The organism is Actinomadura litoris (genome assembly GCF_009733595.1).
GTDB classification, from domain to species: Bacteria; Actinomycetota; Actinomycetes; order Streptosporangiales; family Streptosporangiaceae; genus Spirillospora; species Spirillospora litoris.
The window spans coordinates 36270-49588 of the sequence record NZ_WOFH01000021.1; the positions used below are offsets into that span (position 1 = coordinate 36270).

At 72.1% G+C, this 13319-nt stretch carries 15 protein-coding genes; 9 read left to right on the top strand and 6 right to left on the bottom strand.

Annotated features, from left to right (window positions below; genetic code table 11):
* Nucleotides 1-61: 61 nt before the first annotated feature.
* From GNZ18_RS38520 to msrA, 5 genes are all read right to left on the bottom strand, one after another.
* On the bottom strand, nt 62-400 hold the full coding sequence (locus tag GNZ18_RS38520) for a hypothetical protein (protein WP_156222152.1): 339 nt from the start codon (nt 398-400) through the stop codon (nt 62-64).
* Nucleotides 390-857 (bottom strand): hypothetical protein, encoded by a 468-nt coding sequence (locus GNZ18_RS38525; protein WP_246251235.1) that lies wholly within the window; start codon nt 855-857, stop codon nt 390-392. Before GNZ18_RS38525 ends, GNZ18_RS38520 begins: the two co-directional genes overlap by 11 nt.
* 128 nt (nt 858-985) lie before the next feature.
* The gene (locus tag GNZ18_RS38530; protein WP_156222153.1) at nt 986-1420 is read right to left on the bottom strand and encodes a PIN domain nuclease; all 435 of its coding nucleotides are present in this window, start codon (nt 1418-1420) and stop codon (nt 986-988) included.
* A complete protein-coding gene (locus GNZ18_RS38535; RefSeq protein ID WP_312874995.1) occupies nt 1417-1656 on the bottom strand; it encodes a type II toxin-antitoxin system VapB family antitoxin in 240 nt (79 codons plus the stop codon). The genes GNZ18_RS38530 and GNZ18_RS38535 overlap by 4 nt, the downstream gene beginning before the upstream one ends.
* 124 nt (nt 1657-1780) lie before the next feature.
* The gene (gene msrA / locus GNZ18_RS38540) at nt 1781-2434 is read right to left on the bottom strand and encodes a peptide-methionine (S)-S-oxide reductase MsrA (protein WP_156222155.1); all 654 of its coding nucleotides are present in this window, start codon (nt 2432-2434) and stop codon (nt 1781-1783) included.
* Between the two features lie 68 nt (nt 2435-2502).
* Here msrA and rarD point away from each other — a divergent pair, with 68 nt between their 5' ends.
* From rarD to GNZ18_RS38585, 9 genes are all read left to right on the top strand, one after another.
* Entirely contained in the window at nt 2503-3408 is a 906-nt protein-coding gene (rarD, locus tag GNZ18_RS38545) for an EamA family transporter RarD (RefSeq protein WP_312874996.1), read from the top strand.
* Nucleotides 3409-3473: 65 nt separating this feature from the next.
* A complete protein-coding gene (locus GNZ18_RS38550; RefSeq protein WP_156222156.1) occupies nt 3474-3854 on the top strand; it encodes a hypothetical protein in 381 nt (126 codons plus the stop codon).
* A gap of 384 nt (nt 3855-4238) precedes the next feature.
* Nucleotides 4239-5510 (top strand): cytochrome P450, encoded by a 1272-nt coding sequence (locus GNZ18_RS38555; RefSeq protein WP_173391014.1) that lies wholly within the window; start codon nt 4239-4241, stop codon nt 5508-5510.
* Nucleotides 5507-6430 (top strand): terpene synthase family protein, encoded by a 924-nt coding sequence (locus tag GNZ18_RS38560; protein WP_216651577.1) that lies wholly within the window; start codon nt 5507-5509, stop codon nt 6428-6430. The genes GNZ18_RS38555 and GNZ18_RS38560 overlap by 4 nt, the downstream gene beginning before the upstream one ends.
* Complete coding sequence (locus GNZ18_RS38565) at nt 6427-8133, top strand: prenyltransferase/squalene oxidase repeat-containing protein (RefSeq protein WP_312874997.1); 1707 nt, start codon at nt 6427-6429, stop codon at nt 8131-8133. The genes GNZ18_RS38560 and GNZ18_RS38565 overlap by 4 nt, the downstream gene beginning before the upstream one ends.
* A gap of 207 nt (nt 8134-8340) precedes the next feature.
* Complete coding sequence (locus tag GNZ18_RS38570; RefSeq protein WP_156222158.1) at nt 8341-10788, top strand: sensor histidine kinase; 2448 nt, start codon at nt 8341-8343, stop codon at nt 10786-10788.
* Complete coding sequence (locus GNZ18_RS38575; RefSeq protein ID WP_156222159.1) at nt 10788-11207, top strand: roadblock/LC7 domain-containing protein; 420 nt, start codon at nt 10788-10790, stop codon at nt 11205-11207. The genes GNZ18_RS38570 and GNZ18_RS38575 overlap by 1 nt, the downstream gene beginning before the upstream one ends.
* The gene (locus GNZ18_RS38580; protein WP_156222160.1) at nt 11207-11653 is read left to right on the top strand and encodes a DUF742 domain-containing protein; all 447 of its coding nucleotides are present in this window, start codon (nt 11207-11209) and stop codon (nt 11651-11653) included. Before GNZ18_RS38575 ends, GNZ18_RS38580 begins: the two co-directional genes overlap by 1 nt.
* Entirely contained in the window at nt 11634-12242 is a 609-nt protein-coding gene (locus tag GNZ18_RS38585; RefSeq protein ID WP_156222161.1) for a GTP-binding protein, read from the top strand. Before GNZ18_RS38580 ends, GNZ18_RS38585 begins: the two co-directional genes overlap by 20 nt.
* 7 nt (nt 12243-12249) lie before the next feature.
* Here the strand turns inward: GNZ18_RS38585 and GNZ18_RS38590 are convergent, their stop codons facing one another.
* A complete protein-coding gene (locus GNZ18_RS38590) occupies nt 12250-13224 on the bottom strand; it encodes a polyprenyl synthetase family protein (protein ID WP_216651581.1) in 975 nt (324 codons plus the stop codon).
* Between the last annotated feature and the right edge of the window lie 95 nt (nt 13225-13319).

Consider the following 13319-nt stretch of genomic DNA (forward strand, 5'->3'; position numbering starts at 1 on the left):
AACACCGGCCGTCAGGGCACGGACCTTTTACGGGCCAAGGCGCGATGCCGCCGAGGCGGGATCACTCCGTCCGCTTCGGATGGCCCGTCCCAGCCCACGTCAGCCACAGTGTGCGCTTCTCGTCGTCGACGAGGTACCAGACCCGGCCGCCACCCGTGACCTCGTACTGCCACTGGTCGAGGCTTCCCTCACGGTGCTTGACCGTGCCCAGGGATCCCTTCAGCCGGTGCTGGCGCGCGTCGGTGCGCCGAGGATCACCGGTGATCGCCATGTACGCGCGGTCGAGGTTCGAGCGGGACTGGCGTTTCAGCTCCTCCCAGCCCTTCACGGCGCCGCTGTTGGCGGCGATCAGCGTCCACGGGTGCGGGCGCTCAATGACGTCCCCGCGCTTAGGCATCATCGCCGGGCCGCCCGACGACCTCGCCACCGGTCTCGTCGAACGGGTCCGCGAGGCGCCGGGCCGTGTTGGGGTCGCTCCACGCGATGGCGGTGCTCCGCCAGGCGCCGAGGGCCCGGAGGAACGGCCCGAACTCGCGGGTGTCGACCCCGGCGATCAGGTTGTCGAGCAGTTCGCCCACGGCCTGCGGACGCTCCTCGACCGGCAGCCAGACCAGCCAGGGCAGCTCCTCGGCCAGCGCCTCCTCGGCCAGGGCCCGGTGCCTGCGCGCCAGGATGGACAGGGACCTGGCCGCGATCACCAGTGCCTGGCGCGCCGCCTCGAAGCGCTCGGCGCGCATGAGCACCAGGTTCTCGCCGTCGCGCCGCTCCAGGACGACGTCGGAGTCGTCCAGCGCCGGGAACACGCTGCCGGCATCGCGCGCCAGCGTGCTCCACGGAAAACTCGCCATGGCAGTCATGCCTACGAGTGTAGGCGATTGTTGAACTAGTTCAACAGTTACCTACTGGACGCGGGCGGCGCCTACGGGGCAGTAGAGGACCGCGCCACCGAGTCTCTGACCTCTGTGGCCCGTGGAGCCGGGCCTGCTCACCCTTTGGGGCGGTCAAGGGTGCCGGGCTCGGCGAGCCACTGCATGGGTTGGCCGGACACGTCGGCGATCTGGTCGAAGTCACGGTCGTAGTGCAACAGGGTGACACCGTGCAGGTCAGCGGCCGCGGCGACGAGCAGGTCGACGGGCCCGGGGGCTCGGTGCAGCCCGCGTGCGGTGAGTTCCGCCTGAACCGCCAGGGCGCGCTCGTAGGCGCGGTCGGGCACGGCAAGCCAGCCGAACACCTCGCCCAGATCGTCGACCAGATCGGCACGGTCGGCGGGCGACCGCGCGCTGTAGAGGATCTCCAGCTCGGTTATCGGGCAGATGGCCACGAGGCGGCGGGCGAGCATGTCCTCCCACCGGCCGTACGCCCGTTCGTCGCGGAGCAGCCGGGCGACGGCGGAGGTGTCGGCGAGCCAGTGGGCGGTCAACGGGCGGCGGCCCCGGCATCGGCAGGCTTGGGACGGTAGGCGTCCTTCTCGTACAGGACGTCGAACTCCCCTGCCAGTGCGCGCCGACGAAGCCGCGAAAGCGCCTGGCGACGGCGCAGGACGGCGGCGGCTTCGACAAGTGCCGTGTTGACGGTGTCCTTCATGGTGTCGGTGCCGTACACCTCGGCAGCAGCGGCAAGAGCGTCCTCGTCGATGTCGATCAGCTTCTTGGTCACGGCCACCTCCGTATATCCAACTTCCAGATCAGTATATACCCGCGCCTTCGGCCGCGCCCCGAGCCATTGCAGGGCGCGGCCGCCCGGCGCCGACGTTCTCCTCTGCTGGAGCGGTGCCCGCTGGTCAGCCGGTGGTGCGGGCGGCGCCTACGGGGCAGGAGAGGCCTGTGCCGCCCAGGCCGCAGTAGCCGTTCGGGTTCTTGGTGTCGGAGAGGTACTGCTGGTGGTAGTCCTCGGCGTAGTAGAAGGTCGTCGCCGGGGTCAGGTCCGTGGTGATGGGGCCGTGGCCGGCGGCGGTGAGGACGGGCTGGTAGGCGTCGCGGGACGCCTCGGCGGCCGCGCGCTGGGCGTCGTCGCGGTAGAAGATCGCGGAGCGGTACTGGGTGCCGACGTCGTTGCCCTGGCGCATGCCCTGGGTGGGGTTGTGCGACTCCCAGAAGACGCGGAGGAGGTCGTCGTAGGAGACCTCCGACGGGTCGTAGACGACGCGGACGGTCTCGGTGTGGCCGGTCAGGCCGCTGCAGACCTCTTCGTAGGTGGGGTTCGGGGTGTGTCCGCCCTCGTAGCCGACGGAGGTCGAGACGACGCCGGGCGTCTGCCAGAACCTGCGCTCGGCGCCCCAGAAGCAGCCGAGGGCGAACTCGGCGATCTCGGTGCCGGCCGGGAACGGCGGCGCGAGGGGGGCGTCCAGGACCTCGTGGCGGGGCGGGACGGGAAGCGGCGTGTCCCTGCCCGGCAGGGCGTTCTCCGGGGTGACCAGTTGGGTCTTCGCGAACATGCGTCCAATGTAGCTCGCCTGCTCCGTCATGAGCCTGGGTGAGGTTGAGTGATTACGCCGCTGCTATCGTGCGGGACGTGAAACGGGGCGTACTGTACGGAGCCGGGGCGTATGCCCTGTGGGGCTTGTTTCCGCTGTACTGGCCGCTCCTCAAGCCGGCGGGGGCGGCCGAGATCCTGGCCCACCGGATCATGTGGTCGCTGATCACGGTGGCGGCCGTGCTCGCGGTCACCCGGAACTGGGGCTGGATCAGGGCGCTGAGAGCGCGCCAACTGGGGCTGCTGACGCTGGCCGCCGTGATGATCAGCGTCAACTGGGGCGTGTTCATCTACGCGGTCAACAGCGGGCGCACGATCGAGGCCGCGCTCGGGTACTTCATCAACCCGCTGATCAGCGTCGTGTTCGGCGTCGCCGTCTTCCGGGAGCGGCTGCGGGCCTGGCAGTGGGGCGCGGTCGGGCTCGGCGCGGCGGCGGTCGTGCTGCTGACCGCCGACTACGGGGAGCCGCCCTGGATCGCGCTGATCCTGGCGTTCTCGTTCGGCGTCTACGGGCTGCTGAAGAAGTTCGCCAACATGCCCTCGGCGGAGAGCCTCGGGGTGGAGACGGCGGCGATGTTCGTGCCCGCGCTCGTCCTCGCGCTGACCCTGGAAGGACGCGGCGACGCGGCGTTCGGGCACGCGGGCCCCGGGCACGCGACCCTGCTGGCGACGGCGGGCCTGGTCACGGCCTTCCCGCTGATGATGTTCAACGCGGCGGCGATCCGGCTGCCGCTGAGCATGATCGGCATGCTCCAGTACCTCGCGCCCGCGCTCCAGTTCCTCATCGGGCTGCTCGTCCAGGGCGAGGAGATGCCCGCGAGCCGCTGGACGGGCTTCCTCCTGGTCTGGCTCGCGCTCATCGTCCTGACCTGGGACGGGCTGAGAACCGCCCGCAGGACGGCCCGGATACCGGAGCCGGTGTCCGAAGCCGCCTAGAGTGGGCGTCCGGTAGGCACTAGAGTGCCGGAGGTCACATCCCCTCCCGGCCGAGGAGCCCCCCGTTGCGCCTGCTCAGCGTCACCGTGTTGGGAACCGCACTCGTCACTGCGGGCCTCGCGGCACCGGCGGCGGGGCAGGCCTCCGGCCTGGGACGCGGAGAGGTCTCGGTCGAGCCGGGCGCGGCGCGTCCCGGCTCGCGGGTGGAGGTGGCGGTGCCGCGGTGCCCGCACCCGCACGGGGCCGACTCCCCCGCCTTCACCAGGCATGTCCCGCTGCGCGGCGAGGGCGACCGCGGTGAGGGCGTCGCGACGGTCCGGCGGGACGCCAAGCCCGGCCGCTACACGGTCACGGCGCGCTGCGGAACCCGCACGGTCACCGGCAGGTTCAAGGTCTCCAGCGGCCTCGCCTGGCCCGCCATTCTCCCCACCTCGAACGGGCTGTAGGCGGACCATCAATCGATCCCGGAATCGATTGAGAAGATCATTGAATGGCACTGCGAGTGCCGCGTATCACTTTGACGAATCACTTGCAAAGTGACCTACCTCACAAGCGAGACGGCATGATTTTTCCGGTCTCGACGCTTGTTTCCGTTAATTGATCATGTGATACTTCCGATAAAACGGCCATGCACCGCCTTCATTCGCAAAAGCTCCGAAAGCACTCGCTTCCCCCTTCCGAGCCACCTTCGTGAACCACTTCCCCGTTGACTTCACAAAGGGCCCAGAATGTCCATCGATGCCGGTCCCCGCCCTGTCCACGACGCCAAGACGCTCTCGCTACGCCATCTCCCCCGGCTACTCCGAGATCCACTGCGGGCGTTCGAGGAGGTGGGACGGGAGGCCGGCGGCGAGATCGCGCGCGTCAACCTGGGACCGTTCCGCCCGTACCTGATCACCCACCCCGATCATCTGCAATACGTCCTGCGCGACAACGTCGCGAACTACCGCCGCGAGGGGATGATGTGGAAACCCCTCAGCCGGCTCACCGGTGAGGGCTCCGACGTGGACCCGAGCTGGCCGGTCAAGCGCAAGGTCTTCCAGACGCTGCTGTCCGGGCCGAGCGTCACGGGCTTCGCGGACGAGATGACCGCCACCATCGCCGACGCCGTCGACGATCTCGCCCGCCGCGCCGGAGCGGGGGGTCCCGGAGGAGCGGGCCGTCCGGTGGACGCCTTCGCCGAGATGACCCGCGTGGTGTACCGCACGATCATCCGGGTGCTCGTCGGCGACCGCATCTCCCTGTCGGGCATCGACGAGTTGGGCCAGGTGATGGTGACCGCGACGACGTCGTCGTTCCGGTCGCGGATGCTGATGCCGTTCGTGCCGCTCTCGGTCCCGCTGCCGGGCGACCGCATGTTCAACCGGTGCGTGCAGGCCGTGGACGACCTCGTCTACCCGATCGTCCGGAAGGCGCGCCGCGACGGCGCGGACGGCCGCGACGTCGTGTCGATGATGATCCGGGCGCGCGACGACGCGGGCCGGGGCGTCGACGACAAGGCGGTGCGGGACGGCGTCGTCGGCCTGTTCGTCGCGAGCACCGACACCACCGTGTCGGCGCTGTCGTTCCTCTGGGCGGCGCTGGACGCCCACCCGGACGTCCGCGCGAGGCTCTACGACGAGATCGACACCGTGGTCGGGACCGACAAGCCCGGCTTCGAGCACCTGCCGAAGCTCGTTTACACGAAGCTGTTCCTGCACGAGGTCCTGCGCGTGTACTCGGTCGCGTGGATCACGCCGCGGACGGTCGCGGCCGACGACGTCATCGACGGCGTGCGCATCCGCGCCGGATCGACCGTGGCCATCTCCCCGTACCTCACCCACCGGCTACCCGGGGTCTGGCCGGAGCCGGAGGTCTTCGACCCCGAGCGGTTCGCGGCGGACCGGACCCGGCACCGCTTCGCCTACCTGGCCTTCGGCGGCGGGCCCAACCAGTGCGCGGGAAGGGTCTTCTTCTTCCTGGAGGCGCCCCTCATCCTGGCGACGCTCCTGAGCCGGTTCCGCCCGGTCCTGGAGAACACGGCGGAGGTGCGGCCGAGGGTCGACATCACGTTGAAGCCGCGGGAGCCGGTCATGATCCGCCTGCGTCCGGTCGAGCGGTGACGGCGCCCGGAAGCGGGCGGGCCCGGGACCACCTGGGCCGGGCGTTCGCGGGCGAGGTGTCGGCCGCCGCCGAGCACGGGCGGATCTGCGCGCTGGCGATGGAGTGCCAGCGCGACCTGGAGCGCTGCGTCGGCTCCTATCCCGACCTGTTCCCGAGCAAGCCGTTCGACGGCCGGCTCTTCGCCGCCGTGGCGCTCGCCAATGCGTTCGGCTCGCCGTGGGCGGACGCGGCCCGCCTCCGGATGCTGATCAAGACCTCGATGTGGAACTTCGCCGCGGACTGGCAGATCGACTACGTCGCCGGGACGCGCGAGGAGGTCGAGCGCCTGGTCGAGGACTGCCTGGCGGTCGCGGACGGCGCGGACCCGGCTCCGCGCGGCTCGATCACGACTTTTCTGGGCGAGATAATGGGAGATCTGGCCCAGGGGCCCGCCGCGGGCGTCCTGCCGAGATGGCGCGAGCAGCTCGCCCGGTGGCTGGCCGCGATGGCGCGGGAGTGGGAGTGGAAGTCCGCCCGGGGCTCCGGCCCGCTGCCGACGTTCGAGGAGTACCTCGACAACGCCGACAACTTCGGGACGACCTGGGTCAACCTCTCGCACTGGATCGTCACCGGCGACGAGGTGACCGTCGCCCGCGTGGACGAGCTGTGGGAGGCGAGCCAGCAGGTGCAGCGCGTGCTGAGGCTGCTCAACGACCTCGCCACCTACCGGCGGGACGTCGAGTGGGGCGACCTCAACGCCCTCATGCTGGGGTTGGAGCGGTCCGAGGTCTCGGCGCGGATCGAGGAGCTGGTCGAGCACGCCCACAAGCTGATCGAGCCGCTCAAGGACGACTGCCACGAGGCCGCCGTCTACCTGGAGCGGCAGATCGGGTTCAGCACGGGGTTCTACGGGGTCACCGACTACTGGGGGGCGCTGTGACCGTCGGCGACGCCTGCCCGGCGGCCGGGATCGCCCCGGACGTCGACCTCCCAGCGGCCGCCCGCGCCCTGGTCGGCGACCTGCTGGCCATGCCCTGGGGGCAGGTGTCGCCGTCGATCTACGAGACGGGACGGCTCGTGACCCTCGCCCCGTGGCTCACCGGTCACCGGCGGCGGCTGGAGTACCTGGTCGCCGCCCAGCGCCCGGACGGGGGCTGGGGCGGGCCGGGCGGATACGCGCTCGTGCCGACGCTCAGCGCCGTCGAGGCGGTCCTGGCGAGCCTGGCCCCCGCGTCCGCCGGCTCCGGCACGGTGGAGGTCCCCGATCCCGAGTCCCTGCTCCGGGCGGCCGAGCGGGGGCTGCGGTTCCTGGCGTGCACGCTCCCGGCGATCGAGGCGCGCGCCGTCCCGGACATGCCCGCGCTGGACCTGATCGTGACGTCCCTGACCGACGCGATCAACGACCGGCTCGCCCGTGCCGCGCCGCCCGGCCTGCGCTTCGCCGGACGGCTGAGCCCCCCGGCGGGCGTGGACGGCGCGCGGCTGGCGATGGTCCAGGCGGCCGTGCGCGGCGGCGCGGGCCTGCCGGCCAAGATCCTCCACGCGCTGGAGGTCGCCGGCTCCGCCGCCCGCGGCCACCCCGCGATCCGTCCGGAGGAGAGCGGGACGGTCGGGGCCTCCGCCGCCGCGACGGCCGCCTGGCTGGACGTCACCGGGGAGAACGGCGCCTGGACGGGTTCACGGCGGCGAGCCGAACGATTTCTGGAGCGGGTGGTGGCCGACCACGACGGCCTCGCGCCCTGCGGCATCCCCGTCACGGTGTTCGAGAGGTCGTGGGTGCTGAGCGGCCTGGCGCGCGCGGGGCTGGAGGTCGACGTGCCGCCGCGGATCGTCGCCGACCTCGCCGCCGCGCTCGGCCCCCACGGCGCGGCGGCCGCGGGCGGGCTTCCGGTGGACGCCGACACCACGTCCGTGACCCTCCACGCCCTCGGGCTGCTCGGCGTCCAGCGCGCGCCCGCCGCGCTGTGGGAGTTCGAGACGGACACGCACTTCTGCACCTGGCCGGGCGAGCAGGGCTTCTCGGTCAGCGTGAACGCCCACGTGCTCGACGCCTTCGGCCAGTACCTCCGTGCCCGCCGGGCGTCCCGGAAGGCTTGCGCGCCCGCGCCGTCCGAGACTCCGGGGGCGGCCGCGGACGGCCCGGCCGACCGGTACCGGGCGGCCGTCCTCAAGCTCACGGATCTGCTGCGCGACCGCCAGCGGGCCGACGGGAGCTGGGTCGACCGGTGGCACGCGTCCCCCTACTACGCGACGGCGTGCTGCGCGCTCGCGCTCCACGACTTCGGCGGGCGGGCCGCGGCGGAGGCCGTGCGGCGGGCCCGCGACTGGGTCGTGACCACCCAGCGGCCGGACGGCTCGTGGGGGCGGTGGGAGGGCTCGGCCGAGGAGACCGCGTACGGGCTGCAAATCCTCGCGCTCACCCGATCCGCCCGCCCGGAGGTACAAGAATCTTTTACCCGGGGATATGAATTCCTCCACCGGGCGGCGCGGAACACGCTGGAGAACGGCGCGGCCGGTCCGGCCCTGTGGCACGACAAGGACCTCTACTACCCTGCGGCGATCGTGCGCGCGTCGGTCGTGTCCGCGCTTCACCTGGCGGCCACCTCCCGGACCGCTCCGGATCAGACGGAGGACCGTCAATAGTTTGTAACGCAGATCACCATTGTGACTTCCTGGCGCCGTCCGTTCCATGTGGACAAAGTGCGCCATTTGAACCCTGAGCGTTGCTAAAGTACTGCGCTGTGCGACGCGGCGTACCCCGCCGTCCGCGCGCCCAGGACAGCAGCGGCTCGACGTCGGCGACCCTCGCGACGGACCGCGAGTCTTCCGGAACTCGTTGAGGACAGGTTGATGCGCATCCGCAACACGCGTCTGCGGACAAAGATCACGGCCCTGCTGGTGTCCCTCGCCGCGCTGTGGGCGTTCGCCGCGTGGGTGACGCTGCGCGAGGGCCTGGGGCTGCTGTCGGCCAGCACCATCGACCAGAACGTCACCCGCCCGATGGTCACGCTGGTGACGGATCTGCAGGAGGAGCGCAAGCTCTCGGCGATCTACCTCAGCAGCCCGGGGGCCGCGCAGCGGCAGGCCCTCGTCGCGCAGCGCGCCCGCGTCGACGCCTCGGAGGCCGCGTTCCGCGACCGCGCCGTCGGCGAGGACGCGATGGGCACGGCCAGCGGGACGCTCAAGAGGCGCATCAGGGAGACGGCCGGCCACCTCGACGCCATCGCCACGGGACGCAAGGCGATCGACTCGCGGTCGATCGACCGGCAGGCGGCCGTCCGGCCCTACAACGAGGTCATCGACTCGGCGTTCCGCGTCTACAACGCCGCGGGCACGGTGAACAACGAGGAGATCGCCCGGGACAGCCGGGCCCTCAACTCCCTCACGCGCGCCAAGGAGATCCTCTCCCGGGAGGACACGCTCCTGTCGGGCGCGCTCGCCGCCGGGCGCCTGACCCCCGCCGACCACGCGCAGTTCGTCTCGCTCGTCGGCACCCAGCGGTACCTGCACGAGGAGGCCGCCGCCGAGCTTCCCTCCGACGACCTCGCCCAGTACCAGCGGCTGACGAGCACCGCCCAGTACAAGCGGCTCCGCTTCCTGGAGGACTACGTCTACCAGGGCCGTCCCGGCTCGCCGCTGCGGGTGAAGACCGAGGAGTGGCGCTCGTTGATCGGAACGGTCCTGTCCGGTCTGGAGGACGTCGTCCTCGACGGCGGCGACCGCCTGGTGGACCGGGCGAAGCCGGTGGCGGTCGGGGTCGTCGTGCGGCTGGTGCTCGCCGGCGGTCTCGGCCTGCTCGCGGTCATCGCCTCGGTCGTGGTGTCGATCACCACCGCACGCGCGCTGATGCGGCAGCTCGAACGGCTGCGGGCGGCGGCGTGGGAGCTGGCCGAGCGGCGGCTGCCCGGGGTCGTCGAGCGGCTCGGGCACGGCGAGCAGGTGGACGTGGCCACCGAGGCGCCGCCGCTGGAGTTCGGCACCGACGAGATCGGGCAGGTGGGCCGGGCGTTCAACGCCGTCCAGGAGACCGCGATCCGCACCGCCGTCGAGCAGGCGGAGCTGCGCCGCGGCATCCGGGACGTGCTGCTCAGCCTCGCGCGGCGGACGCAGACGCTCGTGCACCGGCAGCTCACCATGCTCGACACGATGGAGCGGCGCCACGACATCGAGGCGAAGGACCTGGAGGAGCTGTTCCGGCTCGACCACCTCGCCACCCGCATGCGGCGCAACGCCGAGAACCTGATCGTGCTGTCGGGGGCGCTGCCCGCCCGCGGATGGCGCAACTCGGTGCCGATGGTGGACGTGGTCCGCGCCGCGGTCGGCGAGGTCGAGGACTACACCCGCGTCACCGTCCTGCCGTTCGGCCCGCTCGGGCTGGCCGGGCGCGCGGTCGGCGACGTCACGCACCTGCTGGCCGAGCTGATCGAGAACGCCGTGTCGTTCTCCCCGCCCGACACCGTGGTGCAGGTCAGCGGCAACCTCGTCGCCAACGGCTTCGCGATCGACATCGAGGACCGCGGGCTCGGCATGACCGACGAGCGGCTCGCCGAGATCAACGAGCGCATCGCGGACCCGCCCGAGTTCAACCTCCAGAGCTCGGTGCAGCTCGGCCTGTACGTGGTCAGCCGGCTCGCCGGGCGGTACGGGCTCCAGGTGTCGCTGAAGCGCTCCGCCTACGGCGGCACCACCGCCGTCGTGGTGATCCCCAAGGAACTGGTCGTCGAGCAGGAGCAGGGACCGGCGCCCGCCGGGGCGCGGACGCGGAACGGGCTGGAGGTGCGGCGGCCCGCCGCCGTCGGCGCGCCCTCGGCGACGCCCTCCGGCGGTCTGCTGACCGTGGCGCCGGACCGTCCGGCGCAGCCGTCCGGGCCCGCGCTGGTCGCGGTGCCGCCGCCCGCGTCCGAGCCGGCCGAGGAGCCGGAGCCCGCGGAGCCCGCCGGGCCGCCGGCGCCGGCCGGGGCGGTGGACGGGGGGCCTCTCGCGACCACCACCGACGCACCGACCAGTGAGGCGGAGGACCAGTCACCCGTGGCCGAACTCTCCACGACACCGTCCGGGCTGCCCGTCCGGGTGCCGCAGGCGAACCTCGCCGAGCCGCTGCGGGCCGGGGAGGCGGACACCGCCGAGGCGGCGGACGGCCAGGACGATCCCGGCCGGTCGCCCGAGGAGATCAAGCAGATCATGGGCTCGTACCAGCGCGGCACCCAGCGCGGCCGTACCGACGCGGCGGGCGCCGCGAACGGCACCGCGCCCGTGGCCCTCGGCAGTGACGCAGAGGAAGGCGAGGAAGACCAGTGATGCAGAAGGCGGGTTCTTCATCCGATCTGGGCTGGTTGCTGGACGACCTGGTCCACCGGCTGCCGCACGCGCGCAGCGCGGTCGTGCTGTCGGCCGACGGCCTGCTCATGGCCTCCTCCAAGGGCATGACGCAGGACGACGGCGAGCACCTCGCGGCGGTCTCGGCGGGGATCCAGAGCCTGGCCAAGGGCGCCGGGACCCGCTTCGGCGGCGGCCCGGTGCGGCAGACGATCATCGAGATGCAGTCGGCCTTCATGCTGGTGTCGGTGGCGGGCAAGGGGGCGTGCCTCGCGGTGCTCGCCAGTGAGGAGGCCGATGTGGGGCTGGTCGCCTACGAGATGGCGATGCTGGTCACCGCGATGGGGCAGCACCTCAGCTCACCCGCCCGCACCGAGGCCGCCGTGGAGGGACGCGCCTGATGATGCCGCCCGAGGAGCACCCGCTGGATCCCTGGCGGGACGAGCCGCCGCCGGCGGTGCCGGCGCCGCGCCCGCCCGTCCAGGACCCGAGGCTGCTGGACGAGAACGCCGGGCCGATGGTGCGCCCCTACGTGATGACCAGCGGGCGGATCGAGCCGACGCGCGGCAGGTTCGACCTCATCACGCTCGTGATGGCCGAGGGCCCCGAGCCCGAGGGCGCGATCGGGCTCGGCCCCGAGCACCTGTCGATCATCCGGCTGTGCCAGTCGGTGCTGTCGGTGGCCGAGATCACCGGGCGCCTCGACCTGCCGGTCGCGACCGTGCGGGTGCTGCTGGGCGACCTGTTCGACAAGGGGTTCGTCTCGATGCAGGAACCGGAACCGGAGGCGGACATGCACGACATCAGGCTCTACAAGGCGGTGATCGATGGACTCCGGGCGCTCTAGGCGCGAGGTGCGCGCACGCCGGCTCCCCACCGCGGTCAAGATCGTGGTCGCGGGCGGCTTCGGCGTCGGCAAGACCACGATGGTCGGGACGGTGTCGGAGACGCAGCCGCTGCGCACCGAGGAGCTGCTCACCGACGAGAGCGTGGGCGTCGACGACATGGCCGGGGTGGAGCGCAAGAAGACCACCACGGTCGCGATGGACTTCGGCCGCATCACGATGCGGGACGACTACGTCCTCTACCTGTTCGGCACGCCCGGGCAGGAGCGCTTCTGGTTCATGTGGGACGAGGTGGCGCTCGGCGCCCTCGGCGCGGTCGTCCTCGCCGACACCCGCCGGCTGTCCGACTGCTTCCCCTCGGTCGACTACTTCGAGCGGCGCTCCACCCCGTTCGTCGTCGCCGTCAACTGCTTCGAGGGCGCCCGCTCCTACGAGCTGGAGGAGATCCAGCTCGCCCTGAACCTGGGCCCGAAGGTCCCGGTGATGCTCTGCGACGCGCGCGAGCTCGGCTCCTGCAAGCAGGTCCTGATCGACCTCGTGCTGCACGCGATGAAGTCGCGCGGGGTCACCGAGACCCCCCAGAGCGTCTGAGCGGCCCTCAGCCCGTGCGGGAGACGACGTAGTCGCACAGGCCGGTGAAGGCCGAGCGCGCGGGGATGTCGGGGAGCGTGAGCAGCTCGGTGCGGGCGTCCTCGGCCCAGCGGCGCAGGTCGGCGCGGGCGAGGTCCAGCGCGGGGTGCGCGCGCAGCAGCGCGAGCGCCTCGGCGTGCAGGGCGTCGTCCTCGGAGAGGTCCTGGCCGAGCAGCTCCCGCAGCCGGGCGTCCTTGGCGTCGGTACCGGCGAGGACGTGGTGCACCGGCAGCGTGCGGATGCCCTCGCGCAGGTCGGTGCCGGGGGTCTTGCCCGACTGCTCGGCGTCGGAGTCGATGTCGAGGATGTCGTCCGACAGCTGGAACGCGATGCCGATCTTCTCGCACGCGGAGGTGATCGTGTCGACGACCGAGGCGGGGGCGCCCGACAGCAGCGCGCCGAACTGGCCGGAGACCGCGATCAGCGAGGCGGTCTTGTCGGCGACGACCTGGAGGTAGTGCTTGAGCGGGTCGGCGTCCTCCGCCGGGCCGACGGTCTCCTGGATCTGCCCCCGCACGAGCCGCGCGAACGCGCGGGCCTGGATGCGGACGGCCTCGGGCCCGAGGTCGGCGAGCAGGTCGGACGCGCGGGCGAACAGGTAGTCGCCGGTGAGGATGGCGACGGTGTTGGTCCAGCGGGAGTTCGCCGACTCCTGGCCGCGGCGGACGGTCGCCTCGTCCATGACGTCGTCGTGGTAGAGCGTGCCGAGGTGGGTCAGCTCGACCACCACCGCGGCCGGGACGACGCCGGCCGCGGCGGGGTCGCCGAAGTGCGAGGCGAGCAGCACCAGCATCGGGCGGAACCGCTTGCCGCCCGCGACCACCAGGTGCTTGGACGCCTCGGTGAGCAGCGGGTCCTCGCCCTGGACCGAGTCGAGCAGGAGCGCCTCCACGGCGCCGAGGCGCCGCTTGGCGTCGGCCGCGAGCTCCGCGTCGACGTGCAGGCCGAACGGGCCGGTCTCCTCGCGCAGGGCCCGCGGGGACGCAGTCCCCCGCACGCCCTGGGACGGGCCGTTCCGGGGGGTGCGGGGGGTCGCCC